Below are 23401 nucleotides of genomic sequence, written 5' to 3'. Positions count from 1 at the left end.
GAGCGGGCGGCCCCGGAGACCACGGCCCGACCCCTGGCCGGACGACGGGCTGCCGCGTTAGCGTCCGTGCATGTCAGCGGTCACCGATCTCGCCTTCGACCCCTGGGACCCGCGCTTCGTCGAGGACCCCTACCCGGCCTACGCCGAACTGCGCGAACGCGGCCGGGTGCTCCACTACGAGCCGACGAACCAGTGGTTGGTCCCGCACCACGCGGACGTCTCCGCGCTGCTGCGGGAGCGCCGGCTGGGCCGGACGTATCTGCACCGGTTCTCCCACGAGGAGTTCGGGCGCACCCCGCCCCCGCCGGAGCACGAGCCGTTCCACACGCTCAACGACCACGGCATGCTCGACCTCGAACCGCCGGACCACACCCGGATCCGGCGGCTGGTGTCCAAGGCGTTCACCCCGCGCACGGTGGAGCGGCTGAGGCCGTACGTGCACGCGCTGGCGGGCGACCTCGTCCAGCGGCTCGTCGACGCGGGCGGCGGGGACCTGCTCACGGATGTGGCCGAGCCGCTGCCCGTCGCCGTGATCGCCGAGATGCTGGGCATCCCCGAGGGCGACCGGCATCTGCTGCGGCCCTGGTCGGCGGACATCTGCGGGATGTACGAGCTGAACCCGTCCGAGGAGACGGCGGCCAGGGCCGTGCGGGCGTCGGTGGAGTTCTCCGATTACCTGCGTGAGCTGATCGCCGCCCGCCGCGAGGAACCCGGCGACGACCTGATCTCCGGCCTGATCGCCGCCCACGACGAGGGCGACCGGCTCACCGAGCAAGAGATGATCTCCACCGCCGTCCTGCTCCTCAACGCCGGCCACGAGGCCACCGTCAACGCCACCGTCAACGGCTGGTACGCCCTCTTCCGGCACCCGGACCAGCTGGCCGCCCTGCGCGCCGACCCCTCCCTGGTCCCCACCGCGATCGAGGAGCTGATGCGCTACGACACCCCGCTCCAGCTCTTCGAACGCTGGGTGCTGGACGACATCGAGATCGACGGCACGACGATCCCGAGGGGCGCGGAGATCGCCATGCTCTTCGGTTCCGCCAACCACGACCCGGCGGTCTTCACCGACCCCGGCCGCCTGGACCTCACCCGGCGCGACAACCCGCACATCTCCTTCAGCGCCGGCATCCACTACTGCATCGGCGCGCCCTTGGCCCGTATCGAACTGGCCGCCTCGATGAGTGCCCTGCTCGCCAAGGCACCGGCCCTCACCCTCGCCGCCGAGCCGAAGCGCAAGCCGAACTTCGTGATCCGGGGGTGGGAGGGCCTACGGGTGAACGCCGGCTGACCCAGTGTCCGCGGGTGAACGCCGGCCGATCAGATCTCCGCGGGTGAACGGCCGCCCCCGCGTTCGCGCGTGGCGGCCGCCCGCCCCCGCGTCACGCCGTCAGGTCCCGCCTGCGCACTCCCGTCAGCCCGGCCGCGACCAGGACCGCCGCGAGCCCCAGCAGCACTGCCACCGGCTCCCACGCCATCTCCCCGCCCGGCAGCTTCGGCAGGTGGCCGAAGGGGGAGAGGTCCAGGACCGCCTCCGGCGCGTCCAGCGCCGGTCCCACCCAGCCCAGCAGCAGGACGGCGCCCGCGACGCCCCACGCCGCCGGTGCCAGGCGCGGCGCCCAGCCGTACAGCAGGACCGCCGTCCCGCCGATCACCCACACCGCCGGCACCTGCACCAGACAGGCCCCCAGGATCGCTCCCGCCTCCTTGCCGTACCCGGCGGCGAAGCCGAGGCCGGTCAGGAGCATCAGCAGCGCCGCACCGCCGAAGGCGATCACCAGATGGCCGGCGGCCCAGCGCAGGCGGCCGACCGCGCCCGCCAGGACCGGTTCCGCGCGCCCCGAGGTCTCCTCGCCGTGCAGCCGGAGCACCGAGGCGACGACGTACAGGGCGGCGATCAGGCCCATCACGCCGGTCATCGACGCGAGGAAGGTGTCCGTGAGGCCGGCGTGGCCGCCCATCCGCTCGAAGATCTCCCGGGCTCGCGCGTTGTCCCCGACCAGGTCGGCCGCGCCCTCGGTCATCCCGCCGTAGACCACCCCGGCGACGAAGAAGCCCACCGACCAGCCCAGCACGCCGCCGCGCTGCAGACGCCAGGCCAGCGCGCCCGCCGTGCCCAGCCGGCCCGCCGCCGGTCCGGGCCGGGCCGGCAGGAAGCTCAGGCCGACGTCCCGGCGCGCGGCGAGGACGTACGCCACGGCCGCCTGCGCGAGCACGGCCGCCGTGAACAGCGCCGGCACCCACCAGCGTTCACCGGCGAAGGCGCGCAGGTTCTCCAGCCAGCCCAGCGGCGACAGCCAGGTCAGCGCGGACGAGCCGTCGTCCCGCGCCGCGTCGCCCGCCGCGCGCAGCACGAACGCCGCGCCCAGCGCGGCCGCCGTCAGGCCGCGCGCCAGGCGGGCGCTCTCGGTCAGCTGGGCGACGATCGCGGCGAGCGTGGCGAAGACCAGACCCGTGCCCGCGACGCCGAGCGCGAACGCCACGGCTCCCGCCGCGCCCTGCGCGGCCAGCCCCGCCGCCAGCAGCAGCGCCAGTACGGCGTTCGCGACCACCGCCGTGAGCAGGGCCGCCGTGAGCGACGCGCGCCGCCCCACCGCGCCGGAGGCGAGGAGTTCGTGCCGCCCGCTCTCCTCCTCGTCGCGGGTGTGGCGTACGACGACCAGCAGGCCGGTGACCGCCGCGAGCGCACCGGCGTAGACGCCGACGCGCCAGGCGGTGAGCGCGCCCAGGGAGTCGCCGAAGACGGGGCCGACCATGGCGCGCAGGGAGGAGTTGGCGGACATCTGGCGGAGCAGGTCGGCGCGGTCGGCGTCGGTGGGGTACAGGCCCCGCAGCGCGTTCGGCATCGACAGGACCATCAGGGCGTTGACCGCGATCCACACCGGGAGCGTCATCCGGTCGCGGCGCAGGGCGAAGCGGGTGAGGGTGCCGGTGCCGGCCAGGGCGGTCATCGGGCCACCTCGTCCCCGGTGCCCTGGTAGTGGCGCAGGAACAGCTCCTCCAGGGTCGGCGGCGTCGACGTCAGGGACCGCACGCCGGTCCCGGCGAGGGAGCGCAGCACGGCGTCCAGGTGGTCGGTGTCGACCTGGAGACGGACCCGGCGGCCCTGGACGTCGAGGCCGTGCACGCCGGGCAGGCGGGCGAGCCCGTTCGGCGGGCCCGCGAGTTCGGCGGTGACGCTGGTGCGGGTCAGATGGCGCAGGTCGGCGAGGGAGCCGGTCTCCACGGTCCGGCCCTTGCGGATGATGCTGACCCGGTCGCACAGCTCCTCGACCTCGCTGAGGATGTGGGAGGACAGCAGGACGGTCCGGCCCCGCTGCCGCTCCTCGGCGACGCAGCGCTGGAACACCTCCTCCATCAGCGGGTCGAGCCCGGAGGTCGGCTCGTCCAGGATCAGCAGGTCCACGTCCGAGGCGAACGCGGCGACCAGCGCGACCTTCTGCCGGTTGCCCTTGGAGTACGTGCGGCCCTTGCGGGTCGGGTCCAGCTCGAAGCGGTCGATCAGCTCGGCGCGGCGCCGCGCGTCGAGGCCGCCGCGCAGCCGGCCGTACAGGTCGATGACCTCGCCCCCGGTGAGGTTGCGCCACAGGGTGACGTCACCGGGTACGTACGCGATGCGGCGGTGCACCTCGACGGCGTCCCGCCAGGGGTCGCGGCCGAGGACCTGCGCGGCGCCGGAGTCGGCGCGCAGCAGGCCGAGCAGGACCCGGATGGTGGTGGACTTGCCGGCGCCGTTGGGACCGAGGAAGCCGTGCACCTCGCCGGCCTCGACCTCCAGGTCGAGTCCGTCGAGGGCGTGGGTGCGGCCGAAGGACTTGTGCAGTCCGGACACCGAGATGGCCTTCGTCATGGTTCCGAACGTACGCTTCTTTCAGAAATTTGTGAAGTTAAAGAAAGATGGAAAGGGACGTTAGGCTGGGTGCATGGTCGACGACACGGTGGAGCGGCAGGACGGACGGGACCCCGAGGCGGTCTCCCGCTTCGTCGAGCACTTCGCGGCGCAGCTCGTGGAGGCGGGCATGCCGCGCATGCCGGCCCGGGTGTTCGCCGCGCTGCTCGCCTCCGACACCGGGACGCTGACCTCGGCCGAGCTGGGCGCGCAGCTGCGGATCAGCCCGGCCGCCGTCTCGGGCGCGGTGCGCTATCTGTCCCAGGTGCACATGGTCTCGAGGGAGCGCGAGCCGGGTTCGCGGCGCGAGCGGTACCGGGTGCACAGCGATCAGTGGTACGAGGCGCTCACCAATCGCGAGGCGATCATCAAGCGCTGGGAGGACGCCCTGCGTGAGGGCGTGGCCGGCCTCGGCGCGGACACCCCGGCCGGCGCCCGCCTCGCCGAGACGCTGGCCTTCTTCGAGTTCATCGAGCAGGACGTCGCCGGGATGATGGAACGCTGGCGGGAACACCGAGAGGCACGGCGCAGGGGCTGAACGGCACCGCACGTCCCGCGCGGGAGCCCGGCTCACCCCGTGGCCGGCACCGTCAGTGACCACGCCCCCTCGGCCACCGTCCACGTCCGCCGGCGGACCGGGCCGGACACCGCCGCGTCCGCGCGGTAGCGGAAGTCCGCGCCCGTGACCGTGACCAGGCGGCCCGCCGCCCGCAGCGGGGTGGCCGCCGCGCCCACGGACACCGGCCGCACCTCCACCTCCGCGACCCCCGCGGCCCCCGGCATCACCGACACGCCCGACACCGGCTGCCCGGTGCCGACCAGCAGCTCCCCGTCGACCTCCACCCGCAGCCGGGCCGGACCGCCGGCGTCCACCGTCACCCGGGCCGGGCGGGCGGGCACCAGCGCGTGCACGAGGGAACGGCAGGTGCGCAGCCACGGCCGTGCCGCCTCCGCGTCCTCCGTGACCGGCGGAGCCTCCCGCAGCGGCGGGATCCGCAGCCCGCCCAGCACCACCCCGTCGCTGTCGTCGACCAGCAGGTCCAGGCGCCGCTCGGCCCCGTCCAGGACGGCCCGCGCCGCCGCCACCGCGCCCGTCGGCACGCCGAGCGAGCGCACCACGGACAGCCGGCCCCCGACCGGCACCACCGACAGCGCACATCCGGCCAGCTCCCGCCGCCGGTGCAGCAGCGTCACCGCCCGGGCCAGGGCACGGTCGTCACCGACCACGACCGGCCTGCGCGACCCCCGACGCAGCAGCATCCGGGCGAACTCCTCCGGCCCCTCCGGTAGGCACACCTTCGTCGCCGCACCCGCGCTGAGCACGTCTTTCGCGATCCGGACGGACTCTGGGTCCGTCCGCCGGGCGACCGGATCGATGATCACCAACAGCTGGTCGGACATCGCGAAGGTCGCCACCTCGGTCCTGCCTCGCTTCCTCGGGTAGCATCTTTGTGCAAGAGCCCCTTGCGCTATTGCGCCAGGGGCTTCGTCTATTCCGGGGCATCCGGTCCGACGGTAGCGGCCAACGACGGCCGTGGTGCACGCGGCGGAACCCTTCCGCGTACGCCCCTGACCTTGGACATGCCCCGCCCGGAAGGGGTGTACGCGCGTGCCCGCACTTGTGCTGCTCGGTGCTCAGTGGGGTGACGAGGGCAAGGGAAAGGCCACCGACCTGCTCGGTGGATCGGTGGATTATGTAGTGCGCTACCAGGGCGGCAACAACGCCGGCCACACGGTCGTCGTCGGCGACCAGAAGTACGCACTGCACCTCCTCCCTTCCGGAATCCTCTCTCCCGGCTGTACGCCCGTCATCGGAAACGGTGTCGTCGTCGACCCGTCGGTCCTGCTCTCCGAGCTGAGCGGTCTGAACGAGCGCGGCGTCGACACGTCGAAGCTCCTGATCAGCGGCAACGCGCACATCATCACGCCGTACAACGTCACCGTCGACAAGGTGACCGAGCGCTTCCTCGGAAAGCGCAAGATCGGCACGACCGGGCGCGGCATCGGACCGACCTACGCGGACAAGATCAACCGCGTGGGCATCCGGGTGCAGGACCTCTACGACGAGTCGATCCTGCACCAGAAGGTCGAGGCGGCCCTCGACGTCAAGAACCAGATCCTCACCAAGCTCTACAACCGGCGCGCCATCACCGCCGACCAGGTGGTCGAGGAGCTGCTGGGCTACGCCGAGAAGATCAAGCCGTACGTCGCCGACACCGTGCTGATCCTGAACCAGGCCCTGGAGGACGACAAGGTCGTGCTCTTCGAGGGCGGCCAGGGCACGCTGCTGGACATCGACCACGGCACGTACCCCTTCGTCACGTCCAGCAACCCGACCGCCGGTGGCGCCTGCACCGGTGCCGGCGTGGGCCCGACGAAGATCAGCCGGGTCATCGGCATCCTCAAGGCGTACACGACCCGTGTCGGCGCCGGTCCCTTCCCGACCGAGCTGTTCGACGAGGACGGCGACGCGCTGCGCCGCATCGGTGGCGAGCGGGGTGTCACCACCGGCCGTGACCGCCGCTGCGGCTGGTTCGACGCGGTGATCGCCCGTTACGCGACCCGGGTCAACGGCCTGACCGACTTCTTCCTCACCAAGCTCGACGTCCTCACCGGCTGGGAGCAGATCCCGGTCTGCGTGGCGTACGAGATCGACGGCAAGCGCGTCGAGGAGCTGCCGTACTCGCAGACCGACTTCCACCACGCGAAGCCGGTCTACGAGATGCTCCCGGGCTGGAGCGAGGACATCAGCAAGGCGAAGTCCTTCTCCGACCTGCCGAAGAACGCGCAGGCGTATGTGAAGGCGCTCGAGGAGATGTCCGGCGCGCCGATCTCCGCGATCGGTGTGGGGCCGGGCCGGGACGAGACGATCGAGATCAACTCGTTCCTGTAGGTCCTCCCGCAGCACACACGGGCGCCCCCGGCAAGCGGGGGCGCCCGTTGTGCGTTCGAATGGAGACATGCAGCGGCGTGAGGTACCGTGCCGCGGCCCGTACGGTGGCGAGGTCGCCGGCACCGACTGCGGCGAGCGGGCCCGCTTCGAGGTGACCCGCCCCGGCCGCCCCGCCCTGCGGGTGTGCCCGGTCCACCTGGGACCGTCCCTCCTCCTGGCCACCGGGGTGCTGTGGCCGCCGGAGATCCACCTCATCGCCTGACGCACGCCTGCGGCGGGCGGGCGGACCGGACTTGCCGGACATAAGGTGAGTCCGTAGGGGCATCCATCGACCACGAAGAAGGTGAGAGCGATGCGCCTGCTCGTCAAAGCCACCATGGACACGGAACGCGGCAACGAGGCCATTCGCAGCGGCAAGATGCCGGACCTCGTGAAGACCGCCCTGGACCGCATCAAGCCGGAAGCGGTCTACTTCGGCCCCCTGGACGGGCACCGGTCGATGCTGATGGTCGTCGACATGGCCGACAGCTCGAAGATCCCGCCCGCCCTCGATCCCCTGTTCAGCGACCTGAACGCCTATGTCGAGGTCACGCCGGTCATGAACCTCGACGAGCTGCAGCAGGGTCTGTCCCAGCTCCAGTGACCGGGCCGCCCGTCAGCTGAACACGATCATCGAGCCCTGCGCCAGGCTCCGCGTCGCCGCCGCGTGCAGTCCCAGCCACACGTGACGCTCGCGGGCGAAGGGGCTCGGATCGTACGGCGCCGGTGCGGCCGGCTGTTCCAACTCCGTCGGCTCCAGCGGCGGTTGCGGCGGTGCCGGCGGATTGGCCGGGTCGATGCCGAGCGCCGGGGCGACCTGTTCCAGCTCCCGCAGCAGCCCCTGTGAGGAGCCCAACGGGCCACCGCCCGCGAGGAGTTCGTCGTTGGCCAGCGGGTGCGGGAAGTCCAGCGGCACGTAGGCGCCGGCATGGTCGTAGTGCCAGACCAGATGCGACTGCTGGGCCGTCGTCTCGAACATCTCCAGCAACTGCTCGTAGTCCCCGCCGAGTTCGTCCACCGGCGTCACCGGCAGCCCGCACAGCTGGAGCAGGTGCGCGCGCCGCAGGAAGTGCAGGGCGTCGTAGTCGAACCCGGCGACCGGGCCGACGTCGCCGGACAAGCCCGGCATGTACTGGTACACCGGCACCGGCGGCAGGCCGGCTTCGGCGAGTGCCGCGTTGTACTGGGCGAGTTCCTCGGCGAACGGGTTGTCGGGCGCGTGGCACAACACGTCGACGAGCGGTACCAGCCACAGGTCACAGGCCAAAAGGAGCTCCTCACACAGCAACAGCGCACGCCTTGGTCAGGGCAGCGTATTCGCTGTCACCCGCCCCCGTAAGGCGCGGGTACGTCCCGGTCAGCGGACGTTTTCCCCTGTGCCGCGCCCCTCACCCCTGCGGGCCGCGAGCTGTTCGACCAGCGCGAGCGAGTGCGCGTTGTACGACGTGACGATCGACCGGGCGGTGGCGGTGTCGCGCCCCGACAGGGCATCGACCAACTCGGTATGGCGGGCCCACAGATGGCCGCGCAGATCGGTGAGCAGCCGCAGATGCTGCACCGCGCACACCCAGGACTGCACGCGCAGCCGGTGCAGGAAGTCGGCGAGATAGGGGTTGCCGAACAGACTGCTCAGCTCCCGCCAGAACCTGAGGTCGTAGCCGATCAGCACGGTCAGATCACCGGCCCGCGCCGCCCGCTGCGCCTCCTCGGCGCGCCGCCGCACCCCGGCGGCGGCCGCCGCCACCTGCGGTTCGTGCAGGTCGCGGTAGCCCTTGTGGCCTTCGTCGAGGGCCGTGAACATCCCCTCCACGACCAGGCTGCGGGCCTCGATGATGCCCCGGTAGTCCGCGACGGAGTACTCGTGCACCCGGAAGCCGCGGTGCTGGTCGGCCTCCAGCAGCCCCTGCGCGGCGAGGTCGACGAGCGCCTCGCGCACGGGTGTCGCGGAGACGCCGTACTGCTCGGCGATCTCCTTGACGGTGAACTCCTGCCCCGGCTTGAGCCGGCCGGCCAGCACCTCGTCGCGCAGTGCGTCGGCGATCTGCTGCCGCAGGGTGCTGCGGGTCACGGCGCCGGTGCCGGTACTGCCGGGCATGGTCGTGGGGGCTCCTTCCGGAACGCGCGGGGGTGGCGGGCTCGCAGGCTGTCTACGAGCACGCCACCTTACGCGTTCGGCCGGGCGGGGGACCCGCGCGGGAGCTACACCGTGTACTCGTCCGCCACCGACAGCGCCGCGTCCAGCCCCGCGAGGCCCTCCTTCAGCTCGGCCTCGGTGACATTGCACGGCGGGACGACGTGGGTGCGGTTCATGTTCACGAACGGCCACACGCCGTGCGCCTTGGCCGTCGCCGCGAAGGCCGCCATCGGCGCGTTCGCCTCACCGGCCGCGTTGTACGGCACGAGCGGCTCGCGCGTGCGCCGGTCCTTCACCAGCTCCAGCGCCCAGAACATGCCGGTGCCGCGCACCTCCCCGACGCTCGGGTGCCGCTCGGCGAGGTCGGCGAGGGCGGGGGCGAGCACCGTCTCACCGAGCCGCTTGGCGTGCTCGACCACGCCCTCCTCTGCCATCACGTTGATCGTCGCCACGGCCGCGGCGCAGGCCAGCGGGTGCCCGGAGTAGGTGAGCCCGCCCGGGTAGGGCCGCTTGCCGAAGGTCTCGGCGATCTTCCCGGAGATCGCGACGCCGCCGAGCGGCACGTAACCGGAGTTCACGCCCTTGGCGAAGGTCATCAGGTCCGGTACGACGCCGAACAGATCGGCCGCGAACCACTCACCGGTGCGGCCGAACCCGGCCATCACCTCGTCCAGGACGAAGACGATCCCGTACTTGTCGCAGATCTCGCGCACCCCGGCGAGATAGCCGGGCGGCGGGACCATGATCCCGGCGGTGCCGGGCACGGTCTCCAGGACGATCGCGGCGATCGTCGCGGGGCCCTCGAAGGCGATGGTCGTCTCGAGGTGCTCCAGCGCCCGCGCGCACTCCTGCTCCTCGGTCTCGGCGTAGAAGCGGGAGCGGTACAGGAAGGGCGCCCAGAAGTGGACGACGCCGTTCGTGCCGGTGTCGCTGGCCCAGCGGCGCGGGTCACCGGTGACGTTGATCGCCTGCTGGGTGCCGCCGTGGTACGAGCGGTACGCCGAGAGCACCTTCGCACGGCCGGTGTGCAGCCGGGCCATGCGGATCGCGTGCTCGACGGCGTCGGCGCCGCCGTTGGTGAAGAAGATCTTGTCCAGGTCCCCGGGGGTGCGCTCGGCGATCAGCCGGGCCGCCTCCGAGCGCGCCTCGAGCGCGAAGGCCGGCGCGAACGTCGTCATCGTCGCGGCCTGCTCCTGGATCGCGGCGACGACCTTCGGGTGCTGGTAGCCGATGTTCGTGTAGACGAGCCCGCTGGTGAAGTCGAGGTAGCGCTTGCCGTCGTAGTCCCAGAAGTACGACCCCTCCGCGCCGGCGACGGCGAGCGGGTCGATCAGGTCCTGCGCGGACCAGGAGTGGAACACGTGCGCGCGGTCCGCGGCCTTCACCGCGGCGCCGGTCTGGGGGTCGGGCAGATGAGGGGTCATGACGGCGAGCGTAAATGTCCGCGATGCGGAAGCGGTATCGGCGTCCTGTCTGTGGACAGGGGGTTTCCACGACAGGTTGTCGAACGGGGGCCGGTGTCTCCGCACCCCCCTGAGGACATTGACAGGAGACTGTCGTAATGACAGCCTGCTGTCATAAGGTCTTTCGCGCTGGAGGCAGCCATGAGCAGCACCGACCGCAAGCCCGTGCACCTCGCCGTCTACGACACCCTCGCCGACTGGGAGACCGGCCACGCCACCGCGCACCTCGCGCTCGCCGGCTTCCCCGTCCGGACCGTCGGCCCCACCCGCGAGCCCGTCACCAGCATCGGCGGCCTGCGCATCCAGCCCGACGTCGCCCTGCACGAGGTGCGCCCCGAGGACAGCTCCCTGCTGATCCTGGCCGGCGCGAACGACTGGAACGCCGACGGCGATCCCCTCGCCCCCTTCGCCCGCACCGCCCGCGCCTTCCTGGACGCCGGCGTCCCCGTGGCCGCGATCTGCGGGGCGACCCGCGGGCTCGCCCGCGAGGGCCTCTTCGACGACCGCGCCCACACCAGCGGGGCGGCGGAGTACCTGGCGGCCACCGGGTACGCCGGCGGCGACCGGTACGTCGAGGCGGACGCCGTCACCGACGGCCTGCTGATCAGCGCCGGCCCCACCGAGCCGGTCGCCTTCGCCCGGGAGATCTTCCGGCTGCTCGGCGCCTACGCCGAGCACGTGACCGACGCCTGGTACCGCCTCTTCCACGACTCCGACGCGAAGGCGTACGCCCAGCTGCAGCAGGCCGGGGCGCAGTGAGCCGGGCCCGTCAGGACCTGCTCAGCCGCAGCGCGCTCGGCGTCTTCCGGCTCAACGGGCAGTTCCTCGCCGTCGCCGAGGAGATGGCCCGGCCGGCCGGGCTGACCGCCGCCTGGTGGCAGGTGCTCGGGGCGGTGCTGCCGGAGCCCCTGCCGGTCGCCGGGATCGCCCGCGCCATGGGCATCACCCGGCAGAGCGTGCAGCGGATCGCCGACCTGCTCGTGGAGCGGGGGCTGGCCGAGTACCTGCCCAACCCGGCGCACCGCCGCGCCAAACTCCTCGCCCCCACCGAGGAGGGGCGCGAGGCCGTCGCCCGTATCGGCCCCCGGCACGCGGCCTTCGCCGACCGGCTGGCCGATGCCTTCGGCGAGGCCGAGCTGGCATCCGCCGTCGCCCTGCTGGAGCGGCTGTCCGTGGTCCTGGACGAGCTCGGGCCGGCTGTTACGGAACCGTAGACACCGGCCCGTCCACCCCGCGCCGGCCCCGCAACTATCGTGGGTCCGTTGCACAGGGGGAGGGGCACGGCATGGAGAAGCTCGGGCCGGGGGATCCGCACCGTATCGGCGTCTACCGGCTGCTGGCGCGGCTCGGGGCCGGCGGGATGGGGCAGGTGTACCTGGCCCGTTCCGACCGGGGGCGCACGGTCGCCGTGAAACTGGTCCGCGAGGAGCTGGCCGCGCAGGAGGAGTTCCGCGCCCGGTTCCGGCAGGAGGTGCAGGCCGCCCGGCAGGTCGGCGGCCACTGGACGGCACCCGTGCTCGACGCCGACACCGAGGCGGCCGTGCCGTGGGTCGCCACCGGGTACGTCGCCGGGCCGAGCCTCGAGCGGGTCGTCGGCCACGATCACGGGGCGCTGCCGGAGCGCTCGGTGCGCATCCTCGCGGCGGGTCTCGCGCACGCCCTGAAGGACATCCACGCGGCGGGCATCGTCCACCGCGACCTGAAGCCGTCCAACGTGCTGGTGACGATCGACGGCCCCCGCGTCATCGACTTCGGCATCGCCCGGGCGCTGGAGACCCCGGCCCGGGAGGGGCTCACCCGCACCGGTTCGCTGGTCGGCTCGCCCGGCTTCATGGCACCCGAGCAGGTGCGCGGCGACCGCATCACACCGGCCTGCGACGTCTTCTGCCTGGGCTCGGTGCTGGCCTACGCGGCCACCGGCACCCTCCCCTTCGGCTCCGCCACCAGTGGGGCGCACGCGCTGATGTACCGCATCGCCCAGGAGGAACCCGACCTGGAGGGCGTGCCGGAGGGCATCGCCGACCTGGTCCGCGAGTGCCTGCGCAAGGACCCCGCCGCCCGCCCCACCCTGGACCGCGTCCTGGCACACACCGGCGCGGAGGACACCGTCACCGACGGCCGCTCCCGCGACCCCTGGCTCCCCGGCTCCCTGGTCGCCCAACTCGGCCGCCACGCGGTGCGGTTGCTGGACACGGAGAACCCGGAGAGCGCGGGGCCGGGCACGACGGGTGCGGTCGCCGCCGGCGCGGTGGACGCGCCGGGTGCCCGGGGTGACGCGGGGGCGGACGACGGCGCCGCCCCCGGCGTCCCGGCGGCCCCCGGCTCCGCCGCGGCCGGCCCGCCCCGCCAGGGCGCCCCCCAGGCCACGGCCCAGGACGCCCCGCGCGGCACCCCGGGCGCCGGTAGCCCCGGTCCGGGTGGAGCCGCGACCCCGGGTTCGGGTGAGCCCGGCGGCGCCCACGGTGCCGGGGCCTCCGGTTCCGGTGGGGCGGTGACACCCGGTTCCGGTGGCGCCGGGGCCCTCGGTCCCGGTGACGCCGTGGGTGCCGGGCGGGCCGGATCCGGCGGCGCCGGTGCCGCGACCTCCGGTCCTGGTGGGGCGGCGACGGCCGGTTCCGGTGGCGTCGGCGCCGCGGCCTCCGGCCCTGGTGGGGCCGTGACCCCCGGCCCCGGTGGGACCGCGGCCCCGGGTCCCGGCGGCCCCGCGGGCGCCCGGCCCACCGTGCCCGGTGACGCCCCGGCGGCCGTTCCGCCCGCCCCGGCCGGCGCCCCGCCCGCCCCGGCCGGCGGCCCCGGCGCCGCGCCCGAGCACGCCTCCGCCGCCGCAGCGCCCGGCGCACCCGGCGCACCCGGTGTGCCCGGTCCCCGGGACGGGGTGGCCGGGCCGCCTCCGCCGGGGCAGCCGGGGTATCTGCCGACGATGGCCGCCGGAGCGGGCGGCGCCGCAGCGCGCGGTGCCGGTGCCGGTGCCGGTGCCGCGACGGGCACGCCCGCCCCCGCGCAGACACCCCCGCACGGCCACCCCCAGGCGGCCCACCCGACACCCGCCCCGCACGCCCCGCACACCCCGTCCGATCCGCACCAGCCCGGTCACCCGCCCGCGGCGTACGGCGTCCCCCCGCAGCCCGGCGTGCAGCACGCGCAGGCGTCGGCAGCGCAGGGCCCGTACGGCGGGAGCCCCGGTTACCCGCAGAACACGGTGGCCCCCGCCCCGTACGGCCACCCGCATCCCCAGCCGTCGCCTGCGCCCGGCGCCTACGGCTACCCGGGGCAGCCCGGTGGCTGGGGCGGGCCGGGGTACGCGGCACCCGGCGGCGGGCCCGGGGCCACACCGCCGTACGGGCCCCCGCCCTTCGGGGCGCAGGAGCCACCGCGCCGCAGCGGCCGTTCCACCGTGCTGCTCGTCGTGATCGCGGTGATCGTCGCGCTGGCCGCAGGCGGCTCGGTGTACGCGTTCATGAGCGGCGGCGGCTCGGCCCAGGAGCCGAAGCCGTCCCCGACCACGACGGGCCCGCAGCCCTCCCCGCAGCCGACCACCGACACCCCGTCAGCCGACCCGTCCCCGTCGGCGCAGGGCGGCACCGTCCCGCAGGGATACCTCGGGACCTGGGCCACGACGATCGACAACGGGACCGGCCTCAACACGCGTGTGCTGACCATCCGGCAGGGCGAGGTGGGCGACACGGTCCTCACCCTCGTCGCCGAGGGCCCGGCCGGCAGCGGCACCTACCACTGTGAGTTCACGGCGTCCCTCAGCGCGGCACCCGGCCCGAACGGTCCGTTGCAGATCGGCCCGTCCACCGTGGTCACCGGCCCGGCGACCTCCTGCTCCCCGGGCGCGGCCAGCGAGGTCACCCTGCTCCCGGACGGCACCCTGGAGCGGGTCAACACCAGCAACGGAGAGAAACTGACCTACACCCGCCAGAGCTGACCCGCCCGCCCGGGGCGACTTCGCAACCGACGTGACCGCAACCCCCGAGGGCCGCGGGGCTGTGCGGGCCGACGTGACGGCGACTCCCCAGAGGCGCGGGCCGCGTCTGACGGCGACTGCGCCGCGCGGACGCGACCAGCCCCCACCCACCCGCAGCCGCAGAACGACCGGCAACCGCCCGCTCCCCGAACAGCCTCAGCGAGGCTCCGGCGGCCGCTGCCGCGGCATGTTCGGCCGGGTCCCGCCACCCGGCGGCATCGGGAACCGCCCGTGCACGACCGTGCCGTCCTGCCGCGCACCGGGAGAGGCCACCGTCGACTGGATGCCGAGCGGCGCCGACCCGGTGCGGAACTCCACCATCCAGTCGGCCGTCTCGGTGCGCACCAGCTCCGTGATGTCCTCCGAGAAGCGCCGCAGCACCCCCAGGCACCGGTCCGCGGCCTCGCTCGCCGTGCCCTCCGCCGGGCCCAGCACCTCACGCACGCTCTCCGAGGCCCAGTCGAACTGGAGCACCTGGAGCCGGCGCTGCACGGCCTGTGCCGTCGCCACGTCCCTTATCCAGCCCGACGTCACCCCGAAGAACCGGTCCACGCCCACGCACGCCACGGCCAGCATCAGCGCCAGATACCCCCAGGGCGCGACCCCGCCGATCACGCCGGTGAGGTCCAGCAGCGGCAGCGCGGCCCCGGCGACGGCACCCATCGCCGCGCCGCTGCGCAGCAGCCGCGCCCCGCGCCGCTTCCACACCCGGTCGGCGAGATACCAGGCCGACGTCTCCAGCGCGCCGCGCTCCACCCACCGGTACAGCTCGTCCAGCCGCTGCGCCGGTTCCCCCCAGTCGCCGAGCGGGAACGCCCGCCCGGTCAGATCGCCCGGCCGCAGCCCGGCTGCACCCTCGCCCCACCCGTCCTGAGGCGGACCCTCGGGCTGCATCTCCGGCTGACCCACCCCGGCACTCCCTACTGATCCCGACCGACCGCGACCGATCACGCTGCGTGACCCAGTGACGCGTGATGCTGATGCGCCGGACCCTTCCTACCGCCCAATGGGTGGCGATGGATGACCTTTAGCCTCTTTTCCGCCCGGAAGAGGGCCTTGATCAGGTATAGGAGACGAGATCGACTCACTCGAAAGAGTGGCGGGGCGATGCCCTCCCGGACCACGTAGGCTCATTCCGAGCGGTAATTCCGCTACGGAACGCACGCACCGACGCCAAGGAGCTGAGACGTGATCCCCGGTGGTGGCCAGCCGAACATGCAGCAGCTGCTGCAGCAGGCGCAGAAGATGCAGCAGGACCTTGCCAGGGCCCAGGAGGAGCTGGCGAACACGGAGGTCGACGGCCAGGCGGGCGGCGGCCTGGTGAAGGCCACCGTGACCGGCTCCGGTGAGCTGCGCTCCCTGAAGATCGACCCGAGGGCCGTCGACCCGGAGGACACCGAGACGCTGGCCGACCTGGTCGTCGCGGCCGTCCAGGCGGCCAACGAGAACGCGCAGAGCCTCCAGCAGCAGAAACTCGGCCCCCTGGCACAGGGCCTCGGCGGCGGCAGCGGTATCCCCGGCCTGCCGTTCTAGTCGCCCGTCTTTCTGAGTAAGGCGCGGGCCCTCTACCGTACGTAGTGACAGGAACCCCAGGAAGGACGGCAGTCCGTTGTACGAAGGCGTGGTCCAGGACCTCATCGACGAGCTGGGGCGGCTGCCCGGCGTCGGTCCCAAGAGCGCGCAGCGGATCGCCTTCCACATCCTCCAGGCGGAGCCGACGGACGTACGGCGCCTGGCGCACGCCCTGCTCGAGGTGAAGGCGAAGGTCCGCTTCTGCGCGACCTGCGGCAACGTCGCGCAGGAGGAGCTGTGCGGCATCTGCCGTGACCCGCGCCGCGACCCGGCGGTGATCTGCGTGGTGGAGGAGCCGAAGGACGTCGTGGCGATCGAGCGGACCCGCGAGTTCCGCGGCCGCTACCACGTGCTGGGCGGCGCCATCAGCCCGATCGAGGGCGTCGGCCCGGACGACCTGCGCATCAGGGAGCTGCTGGCCCGGCTGGCCGACGGCGCGGTCACCGAGCTGATCCTGGCCACGGACCCCAATCTCGAAGGCGAGGCGACGGCGACGTACCTCGCCCGCATGATCAAGCCCATGGGCCTGAAGGTCACCCGCCTGGCCAGCGGCCTCCCGGTGGGTGGCGACCTGGAGTACGCGGACGAGGTGACCCTCGGCCGCGCCTTCGAGGGGAGACGACTGCTAGATGTCTGACGCCACGCTGCACGCGACCGACCCGAACCCGGACGACTTCGTCGTCCAGATCGCGGACCAGATCGAGAGCTTCCTGGTGGCCGTCACCGAGGTGGCGAAGGGCGACGAGCCGGCCTCGGCGGTCCCCTTCCTCCTCCTGGAGGTCTCCCAGCTCCTGCTGGCCGGCGGACGCCTGGGCGCCCACGAGGACATCGTCCCCGAGGAGCGCTACGAGCCGGACACCGGCCCGGACCTGGACGCGGACGCCCTCCGTGAGAACTTCGTCCGCCTCCTCGACCCGGTCGACGTCTACTCCGAGGTCTTCGACCCCTACGAGCCCCGCAAGGCGCCGGTCCCGGCCCGGCTCTCCGACGATCTCGCCGACATCGTCACCGACCTGCGCCACGGCATGGCCCACTACCGGGCCGGCCGCACCACGGAGGCCCTGTGGTGGTGGCAGTTCTCCTACTTTTCCAACTGGGGCCCCACCGCCTCGGCCGTCCTGCGCGCCCTCCAGTCGGTCCTGATCCACGTCCGCCTCAACCAGCCCTTGGAGGAACTGGACGGCCTCGACACCGACCAGTCCGACCTGGGCGACGACACCCTGGAGATCGAGGCGGGCCGCGTCATGGCCCAGGAGATCGGCGACCCACTGGGGATGCACCCGGGGAAGTGACGGCGAGCAGCGCCTCCGCGTCGACGAACGGCGCGGTGGGCGTCGGCTCGCTGTACCAGCGCAGCGGCCAGGTGTCGCCCTCCAGCGCCGGTACGCCGATGTAGGTGACGGTCCGGTCCGCGCGCCGCCCGAAGCGCTGGACGCCCAGCCGCCAGTCGTGGCGGTGCACGGTCCCCGGCGCCAGCAGGAAGTACACCCACCGCGTCCCGCCCCCGCCCGCGCACACGATCGGCCCCGCGTCGTCGTCGGCCCGCTCGATCAGCCAGTCGGCGACGGCCTCGCCCCGGCGCCCCTCGATCCGTACGGCGTCGAAGTGCACGCCGGCGAGGCGCAGCCGGTGCCCGAGGACGGGGACCCAGGAGGGCCGGTGAATTCTGTCGGTCATGGTCACACGGTGGCGTCCCGATGGCTACGGTCGGTAGTGACCCAGGTGATACACGACGCGGTGTACCGGCCGGAGGTGCGACCTGTGACCCAGCAGCCCCCCATGTGGCGCTTCATCGGCAACCAGTTGAAACGCTGGCGCACGAAAGCGAACGTCTCCCGCGAGGAGTTGGCCGCCGCCTCCAACTACTCCCCGGACACCATCAAGGCGATGGAACAGGGCGTACGCATGCCGACGGCCCGAGTCCTGGACGTGGCCGATGAGTTGTGCGGGGCGGAGGGGATGCTGAGCGCGGCGAAGGATTACCTGAGCAGGGAGAAGTTCCCGCCCCGGGCGCAGGAGTTCATGGAGCGGGAGAGGGAGGCGATCAGCCTCTGGTGGTTCGAGGTCACGCACATCCCGGGGCTGCTGCAAACGAAGGAGTACGCGCGGGCACTCATCGAGAATCACGTTCCCGTCTTGGATGAGGAAACGGTGGAGGAGAGGATCGCGGCTCGGCTGGAACGGCAGTCCGTCCTCGCCAAGCGCAAGCCCCCGGTGGCTTTCAGTTTCGTGGTCTATGAGGCAGCTCTGCGTACTCCTCTTGTGAACTCCGAGCAGTTGCAGCACCTACTGAAGACCTCTTGCCTGCCGAACGTGGCGCTTCAGGTGCTGCCCTTCGAGCGTGTTGTCGCGTCGGCGCTCATGGGGCCGATCGTTCTACTGGTGAACCGCGATCACGAACGGTTCGCCTACACGGAGGGCCAGTTGGGTAGTCACCTCTCGGCCGACCCGGCGGTCGTCAGCCGCGCTACTGAGCGGCTTAGCATGATCCGCGCGGAGGCTCTAAGCCCCGATGAGTCGACCCGTTTCATCGAGCGGATGGTGGATCAGCCATGAGCGACCAGCTGAAGTGGTCCAAGTCGAGCTACAGCGACTCGGAAGGCGCCGCTTGCGTCGAAGTCGCCGCCACCCCCACCACCGTCCACATCCGCGACTCGAAGACCCCCGCCGCCCCGCATCTCACTGTGCCCGCCCGCACCTGGACGGCGTTCATCTCCGCACTTCGGCCCGGGGCTTGAGCCTCGGGCTTCGAGCTCTTCCCATGGGCTCTGGGCTGGGTGAAACCGACCCAACCAACCAAGCCTGAACCTGAGTTGGGACGCCCTACCTCGAAAGAGTGACGTTCCGTGATCGGCTTGCGTCGGAACGTAAAGCCGCTCTAGGTTCGCGGCACATAGATCGGCCCCGGTCGGTGCGCCAACACCGGCTCCGGGGCCTCGACCTACGCATCGAATGGACCCTTCGATGGTGGCTTACGCCTACCCTAATCCTGTCCTGCCCTCCCCGTCCCACCCCCTGGCCAAAACGGGGTACGGAAAGCGCTCTGTGGGTGACGAAGACCCGCACGCAGACCAGGACTTCGCACACCTGCGCGACCGCGAACGCGACCTGGCGCTGTTCATCGACCACCTGCACGACGGTCACGCGATGGGCTACAAGGCGATCGCGGCCCACCACCCCCGCTACGGCCAGCAGGCCGTCCGTTCGTCGATGAGGCTGCTGACCGACGCCGGTCACCTGCGCCACATCCGGGAGCACATCACCGTCGAGGACAACTCGATGCGCTGGGTGACGCGGACGTACTGGTCGCGTACGCCCAGGTCACCGGAGTGGTGGGCGGAGTTCGCGCGGGCGCGCAAGGGCCGGATCGTCATGGACGGGTACGGCCCGGGACTGGCCCGCACCGAGGAGTCGGACGTACCGGAGGAGCCGGCGGACGAAGCCGCTCCGGAGGAGTCCGGCAGCGCCGCCTACCGCACGCTGGCCGGACTCCGCGAAGCCGACGCACGCATGCCCCTGTCCGACTCGGACTGTCACGCCCTCGAAAACCTCGCCGCCGAGTGGCTGTCCCGCGGGTCGACACCGAACGACATCACCCGGGCCCTGACCGACGGGCTTCCCGCGACCGTCACGAACCCGGGCGGTCTGGCCCGCAACCGACTGGAGACGAAGATGCCGCCGAAGAAGGCGAAGATCCGGCAGAAGGCGGCCCGCCGCGCCCGGATCGACCGCGTGATCATGTGCTGCGTCACCTGCGACGCCGACGAACTCACCGCGAAGATCGTGGACGGCCTGTGCCTCGACTGCCGGGCCGAGCTGGAGACGGAGGAGCCGGCCGGACCGCTCCCCGGATACGTCCCGGACACCTTCCTCACCACCCCGGCTCCGGACACCGGCGTCGTCGACGTCACCCGCTGGGCCGCCGAGGTACGCCGCGCAGGCGGCCTGCGCCCGAGGGCCGGGAGGAACGGGTGAGCGTGCGGGACGTGCCGGTCCGGGCACCATGGTGTCGAGGAGGCGACGCCATGACCCCCAGGACTGAGCAGCACCGGCCGCAGATGTCCGTCGAGGAGTTCGAAGAACTGAAACGCCATGCCCCGGAGACCGTGCGGCTGGAGTTCGTCCATGGAAGGGTCCTGGTCAAGCCCATGCCGGACGGCAACCACAGTGAGATCTACATGTGGCTCCTGGAGCAATGCATGCAGGCTCGCCCGGATCTGCGGCTGTACCCCGAGCGTGGGCTGAAGACAGAGGCGTATCGCAGGGGCCGGGCGCGCGCGGACGCCGTCCTCGTCCCCAGGGGAAGCCTGAAGGGGCACGGCGAGTGGTCCCAGGCCGACGGGGTGCTCATGGCTGTCGAGATCACGTCGTACGACCCGGACACCGACCAGCGGGACCGTGTCGAGAAACCCGACGGCTATGCGGCGGCCGGCATCCCCGTCTACCTCCTGGTGGATCGCGGTGACTGCTCTGTCGTCGTGTTCAACCAGCCGGAGGACGGCCGCTACCGCCACCAGGAGAAGCTCCCCTTCGGCGCCCCCGTCAAGCTCCCCGGCCCCGTCGACATCACCCTCGACACGACGCCCCTCGAGGACCTCGCCGACTGACCGTCTCAGCATGTGACCCGACCCACATTCCGCGTGCCCCCCGCCCCCCTGGGCATGAGCCTGTCTGACACGAGCCGCCCGTACATCTCACGATGCGGTATCACGACGGGTGAAAACGGGCGCTCGATAGACTGAACCGACCGCGGTACACCGGCGTACTTGCGGAAAGAACACAAACGGAGCGAGGAGCGCACGTGGGCCTTGTCGTGCAGAAGTACGGAGGCTCCTCCGTAGCCGATGCCGAAGGCATCAAGCGCGTCGCCAAGCGGATCGTGGAAGCCAAGAAGAACGGCCACCAGGTGGTCGCCGTGGTTTCCGCGATGGGCGACACGACGGACGAGCTGATCGATCTCGCCGAGCAGGTATCCCCGATCCCTGCCGGGCGCGAGCTCGACATGCTGCTGACCGCCGGAGAGCGGATCTCCATGGCCCTGCTGGCCATGGCGATCAAAAACCTGGGCCACAGCGCCCAGTCGTTCACCGGTAGCCAGGCAGGTGTCATCACCGACTCGGTCCACAACAAAGCCCGGATCATCGACGTCACGCCGGGCCGTATCCGGGACTCGCTGGACGAGGGCAACATCGCCATCGTCGCCGGCTTCCAGGGCGTCAGCCAGGACACCAAGGACATCACCACCCTCGGCCGGGGCGGCAGTGACACCACCGCCGTCGCGCTCGCCGCGGCGCTCGACGCCGAGGTGTGCGAGATCTACACCGACGTCGACGGCGTGTTCACCGCCGACCCGCGCGTGGTGAAGAAGGCCCGGAAGATCGACTGGATCTCCTTCGAGGACATGCTCGAGCTGGCCGCGTCCGGGTCCAAGGTGCTGCTCCACCGCTGTGTGGAGTACGCCCGCCGCTACAACATCCCGATCCACGTCCGGTCCAGCTTCAGCGGACTTCAGGGCACGTGGGTCAGCAGTGAACCGATTGGGGACAAGCAGGTGGAGCAGGCCATCATCTCCGGTGTCGCGCACGACACCTCCGAGGCCAAGGTCACGGTCGTCGGTGTGCCCGACAAGCCGGGCGAGGCGGCCGCCATCTTCCGCACGATCGCCGATGCCGAGATCAACATCGACATGGTCGTGCAGAACGTGTCCGCCGCGGCCACGGGCCTGACGGACATCTCCTTCACGCTGCCGAAGACCGAGGGCCGCAAGGCCATCGACGCGCTGGAGAAGAACCGCTCCGGCATCGGCTTCGACTCGCTGCGCTACGACGACCAGATCGGCAAGATCTCCCTGGTCGGCGCCGGTATGAAGACCAACCCGGGCGTCACCGCGGACTTCTTCACCGCCCTGTCCGACGCCGGTGTGAACATCGAGCTGATCTCGACCTCCGAGATCCGCATCTCGGTCGTCACCCGCGCCGACGACGTGCCGGAGGCCGTCCGCGCGGTGCACACCGCCTTCGGGCTCGACTCCGACAGCGACGAGGCCGTCGTCTACGGAGGCACCGGGCGATGACCGCCCGCGCCCGCCGGGGCGTACGCCGATGAGGGACCGTCCGACGCTCGCGGTCGTGGGAGCGACCGGGGCCGTCGGCACGGTCCTGCTCCGGATCCTGTCCCAGCGCGCGGACGTCTGGGGCGAGATCCGCCTGATCGCCTCACCGCGCTCGGCCGGCCGCAAGCTGGCCGTGCGCGGTGCGGAGACCGAGGTGCTCGCGCTGAGCGAGGAGGCCCTGGACGGGGTCGACATCGCGCTGTTCGACGTGCCCGACGACATCGCCGCCCGCTGGGTGCCGATCGCCGCGGCCAAGGGCGCCGTCGTGATCGACAACTCCGCGGTGTTCCGGCTCCAGGACGACGTCCCGCTCGTCGTGCCCGAGGTCAACCCGCACGCCGTACGGCTGCGGCCGCGCGGGATCGTCGCCAACCCCAACTGCACCACCCTGTCGATGATCGTCGCCCTGGGCGCGCTGCACGCCGAGTTCGGGCTGCGCGAGCTGGTGGTGTCCTCGTACCAGGCCGTGAGCGGTGCGGGACGGGACGGCGTGGAGACGCTGCGCAGGCAGCTGTCCCTGGTCGCCGGTACCGAGCTGGGCACCAACCCGGGCGACGTACGGCGGGCCGTCGGCGACGACACCGGGCCGTTCCCGGAGCCCGTCGCGCTGAACGTCGTCCCGTGGGCCGGGACGCTGGCCGAGGACGGCTGGTCCTCGGAGGAGATGAAGGTCCGCGACGAGTCCCGCAAGATCCTCGGCCTGCCGTCCCTTCCGGTCGCCGTGACCTGCGTGCGCGTCCCGGTCGTCACCACGCACTCCCTCACTCTCCACGCGCGCTTCCAGGACGAGGTCACCGTCGAGCACGCCCGGGAGATCCTCGCGACCGCGCCCGGCGTGGTCCTGGTCGACAACCCGGCCGCGGGCGAGTTCCCGACGCCGGCCGACGCGGTGGGCACCGACCCCACCTGGGTCGGCCGGGTCCGCCGGGCGCTGGACGACCCGACGGCGCTGGAACTCTTCGTCTGCGGGGACAACCTGCGCAAGGGGGCCGCGCTGAACGCGGCTCAGCTCGCCGAACTGGTGGCCGCCGAGCGCGGCTGAGCCGTACCCGTCGTTTCCCCTGGAGGGAAAACCGGTCGCGTTGTCAGTGGTCCTTTGTAGGATCTGTGGAAATCATGTGATCAGGACGATGGTCCAGGCCACTTGAAACGTGCCACCTGGCCGTCCGAAGATTTTTCTCCCCGCCTCCGCAACCACGCGGACGGCGGGGAGCGTCTTTGCGATCGCCCTTTTCCGGGCTGCGGGAGGCGCGTCGGTCAGGGCCTGGGGACGGCCCCGGCCGGGCGCGGGGACGCCCGGTCGCAAACGGACACAGGGGAAGAGCGGGT

25 protein-coding genes are annotated in these 23401 nt (G+C 72.2%); 17 read left to right on the top strand and 8 right to left on the bottom strand.

All coding sequences use genetic code 11. The features are described 5' to 3' along the window. Positions 1–70 precede the first annotated feature (70 nt). Positions 71–1291, top strand: coding sequence for a cytochrome P450 (locus tag AB0E88_RS24620; protein WP_361634158.1), 1221 nt, complete (start codon positions 71–73; stop codon positions 1289–1291). 91 nt (positions 1292–1382) lie between these two features. Here the strand turns inward: AB0E88_RS24620 and AB0E88_RS24615 are convergent, their stop codons facing one another. Both AB0E88_RS24615 and AB0E88_RS24610 read right to left on the bottom strand, forming a co-directional pair. After that, on the bottom strand, positions 1383–2951 hold the full coding sequence (locus AB0E88_RS24615) for an ABC transporter permease (protein ID WP_361634155.1): 1569 nt from the start codon (positions 2949–2951) through the stop codon (positions 1383–1385). After that, positions 2948–3850 carry an ABC transporter ATP-binding protein gene (locus tag AB0E88_RS24610; RefSeq protein ID WP_361634152.1) on the bottom strand — a complete coding sequence of 301 codons (903 nt, stop codon included), beginning with the start codon at positions 3848–3850 and terminating at the stop codon, positions 2948–2950. The genes AB0E88_RS24615 and AB0E88_RS24610 overlap by 4 nt, the downstream gene beginning before the upstream one ends. A gap of 73 nt (positions 3851–3923) precedes the next feature. On the opposite strand from AB0E88_RS24610, the gene AB0E88_RS24605 reads away from it, so the two are divergent. Beyond that, the gene (locus AB0E88_RS24605) at positions 3924–4427 is read left to right on the top strand and encodes a MarR family transcriptional regulator (RefSeq protein WP_361634149.1); all 504 of its coding nucleotides are present in this window, start codon (positions 3924–3926) and stop codon (positions 4425–4427) included. 32 nt (positions 4428–4459) lie between these two features. Here AB0E88_RS24605 and AB0E88_RS24600 read toward each other — a convergent pair whose 3' ends face one another. Continuing rightward, on the bottom strand, positions 4460–5290 hold the full coding sequence (locus tag AB0E88_RS24600) for a diacylglycerol kinase (RefSeq protein WP_361634146.1): 831 nt from the start codon (positions 5288–5290) through the stop codon (positions 4460–4462). 208 nt (positions 5291–5498) lie between these two features. Here AB0E88_RS24600 and AB0E88_RS24595 point away from each other — a divergent pair, with 208 nt between their 5' ends. The 3 genes from AB0E88_RS24595 (at position 5499) to AB0E88_RS24585 (ending at position 7425) form a co-directional block, all read left to right on the top strand. Next, positions 5499–6782: an adenylosuccinate synthase gene (locus AB0E88_RS24595; RefSeq protein WP_361634144.1), complete on the top strand. Its 1284-nt coding sequence runs from the start codon at positions 5499–5501 to the stop codon at positions 6780–6782. A 67-nt stretch (positions 6783–6849) separates the two neighbouring features. Continuing rightward, the gene (locus AB0E88_RS24590; protein ID WP_361634141.1) at positions 6850–7044 is read left to right on the top strand and encodes a hypothetical protein; all 195 of its coding nucleotides are present in this window, start codon (positions 6850–6852) and stop codon (positions 7042–7044) included. 90 nt (positions 7045–7134) lie between these two features. Then, entirely contained in the window at positions 7135–7425 is a 291-nt protein-coding gene (locus tag AB0E88_RS24585) for a hypothetical protein (protein ID WP_361634138.1), read from the top strand. Positions 7426–7437: 12 nt separating this feature from the next. On the opposite strand, the gene AB0E88_RS24580 is transcribed toward AB0E88_RS24585, so the two are convergent. The 3 genes from AB0E88_RS24580 to AB0E88_RS24570 all read right to left on the bottom strand — a co-directional run bounded on the left by AB0E88_RS24580 (position 7438) and on the right by AB0E88_RS24570 (position 10379). Beyond that, positions 7438–8088, bottom strand: coding sequence for a hypothetical protein (locus AB0E88_RS24580; protein WP_361634135.1), 651 nt, complete (start codon positions 8086–8088; stop codon positions 7438–7440). Between the two features lie 90 nt (positions 8089–8178). After that, complete coding sequence (locus AB0E88_RS24575) at positions 8179–8916, bottom strand: GntR family transcriptional regulator (protein WP_361634133.1); 738 nt, start codon at positions 8914–8916, stop codon at positions 8179–8181. 104 nt (positions 8917–9020) lie between these two features. After that, positions 9021–10379: an aspartate aminotransferase family protein gene (locus AB0E88_RS24570; RefSeq protein ID WP_361634130.1), complete on the bottom strand. Its 1359-nt coding sequence runs from the start codon at positions 10377–10379 to the stop codon at positions 9021–9023. A gap of 180 nt (positions 10380–10559) precedes the next feature. Between AB0E88_RS24570 and AB0E88_RS24565 the strand changes: the two genes are divergently transcribed. The 3 genes from AB0E88_RS24565 to AB0E88_RS24555 all read left to right on the top strand — a co-directional run bounded on the left by AB0E88_RS24565 (position 10560) and on the right by AB0E88_RS24555 (position 14349). Continuing rightward, the gene (locus AB0E88_RS24565; RefSeq protein WP_361634127.1) at positions 10560–11177 is read left to right on the top strand and encodes a DJ-1/PfpI family protein; all 618 of its coding nucleotides are present in this window, start codon (positions 10560–10562) and stop codon (positions 11175–11177) included. Further along, entirely contained in the window at positions 11174–11632 is a 459-nt protein-coding gene (locus tag AB0E88_RS24560; protein ID WP_361634125.1) for a MarR family transcriptional regulator, read from the top strand. The genes AB0E88_RS24565 and AB0E88_RS24560 overlap by 4 nt, the downstream gene beginning before the upstream one ends. A gap of 71 nt (positions 11633–11703) precedes the next feature. Continuing rightward, positions 11704–14349 (top strand): protein kinase, encoded by a 2646-nt coding sequence (locus AB0E88_RS24555; protein ID WP_361634122.1) that lies wholly within the window; start codon positions 11704–11706, stop codon positions 14347–14349. A 195-nt stretch (positions 14350–14544) separates the two neighbouring features. Here AB0E88_RS24555 and AB0E88_RS24550 read toward each other — a convergent pair whose 3' ends face one another. Next, positions 14545–15297, bottom strand: coding sequence for an SLATT domain-containing protein (locus tag AB0E88_RS24550; protein WP_361634119.1), 753 nt, complete (start codon positions 15295–15297; stop codon positions 14545–14547). Between the two features lie 279 nt (positions 15298–15576). Here AB0E88_RS24550 and AB0E88_RS24545 point away from each other — a divergent pair, with 279 nt between their 5' ends. The 3 genes from AB0E88_RS24545 to AB0E88_RS24535 all read left to right on the top strand — a co-directional run bounded on the left by AB0E88_RS24545 (position 15577) and on the right by AB0E88_RS24535 (position 17252). Further along, a complete protein-coding gene (locus AB0E88_RS24545; protein WP_361634116.1) occupies positions 15577–15921 on the top strand; it encodes a YbaB/EbfC family nucleoid-associated protein in 345 nt (114 codons plus the stop codon). A gap of 76 nt (positions 15922–15997) precedes the next feature. Further along, positions 15998–16597, top strand: a complete 600-nt coding sequence (gene recR, locus AB0E88_RS24540) for a recombination mediator RecR (protein ID WP_361634113.1) — start codon at positions 15998–16000, stop codon at positions 16595–16597. Next, entirely contained in the window at positions 16590–17252 is a 663-nt protein-coding gene (locus AB0E88_RS24535; protein WP_361634110.1) for a DUF5063 domain-containing protein, read from the top strand. The genes recR and AB0E88_RS24535 overlap by 8 nt, the downstream gene beginning before the upstream one ends. On the opposite strand, the gene AB0E88_RS24530 is transcribed toward AB0E88_RS24535, so the two are convergent. Further along, positions 17203–17643, bottom strand: a complete 441-nt coding sequence (locus tag AB0E88_RS24530; RefSeq protein ID WP_361634107.1) for a hypothetical protein — start codon at positions 17641–17643, stop codon at positions 17203–17205. The genes AB0E88_RS24535 and AB0E88_RS24530 overlap by 50 nt on opposite strands. Positions 17644–17739: 96 nt before the next feature. On the opposite strand from AB0E88_RS24530, the gene AB0E88_RS24525 reads away from it, so the two are divergent. From AB0E88_RS24525 to AB0E88_RS24500, 6 genes are all read left to right on the top strand, one after another. Then, positions 17740–18516, top strand: a complete 777-nt coding sequence (locus tag AB0E88_RS24525; RefSeq protein ID WP_361634203.1) for a helix-turn-helix transcriptional regulator — start codon at positions 17740–17742, stop codon at positions 18514–18516. Further along, entirely contained in the window at positions 18513–18698 is a 186-nt protein-coding gene (locus AB0E88_RS24520; protein WP_361634104.1) for a DUF397 domain-containing protein, read from the top strand. Before AB0E88_RS24525 ends, AB0E88_RS24520 begins: the two co-directional genes overlap by 4 nt. A 307-nt stretch (positions 18699–19005) precedes the next feature. Then, positions 19006–19935 carry a hypothetical protein gene (locus AB0E88_RS24515; RefSeq protein WP_361634101.1) on the top strand — a complete coding sequence of 310 codons (930 nt, stop codon included), beginning with the start codon at positions 19006–19008 and terminating at the stop codon, positions 19933–19935. A 50-nt stretch (positions 19936–19985) separates the two neighbouring features. Further along, positions 19986–20567 carry a Uma2 family endonuclease gene (locus AB0E88_RS24510; protein ID WP_361634098.1) on the top strand — a complete coding sequence of 194 codons (582 nt, stop codon included), beginning with the start codon at positions 19986–19988 and terminating at the stop codon, positions 20565–20567. 194 nt (positions 20568–20761) lie between these two features. Then, positions 20762–22033 (top strand): aspartate kinase, encoded by a 1272-nt coding sequence (locus AB0E88_RS24505; RefSeq protein ID WP_361634095.1) that lies wholly within the window; start codon positions 20762–20764, stop codon positions 22031–22033. 28 nt (positions 22034–22061) lie between these two features. Continuing rightward, on the top strand, positions 22062–23114 hold the full coding sequence (locus tag AB0E88_RS24500) for an aspartate-semialdehyde dehydrogenase (protein WP_361634093.1): 1053 nt from the start codon (positions 22062–22064) through the stop codon (positions 23112–23114). Positions 23115–23401: the final 287 nt, after the last annotated feature.

This window comes from Streptomyces sp. NPDC028635, from assembly GCF_040637635.1.
Taxonomy (GTDB): domain Bacteria; phylum Actinomycetota; class Actinomycetes; order Streptomycetales; family Streptomycetaceae; genus Streptomyces.
Note: the sequence above shows the minus strand (reverse complement) of the source record. Positions and strands in the feature narration are given on the sequence as shown.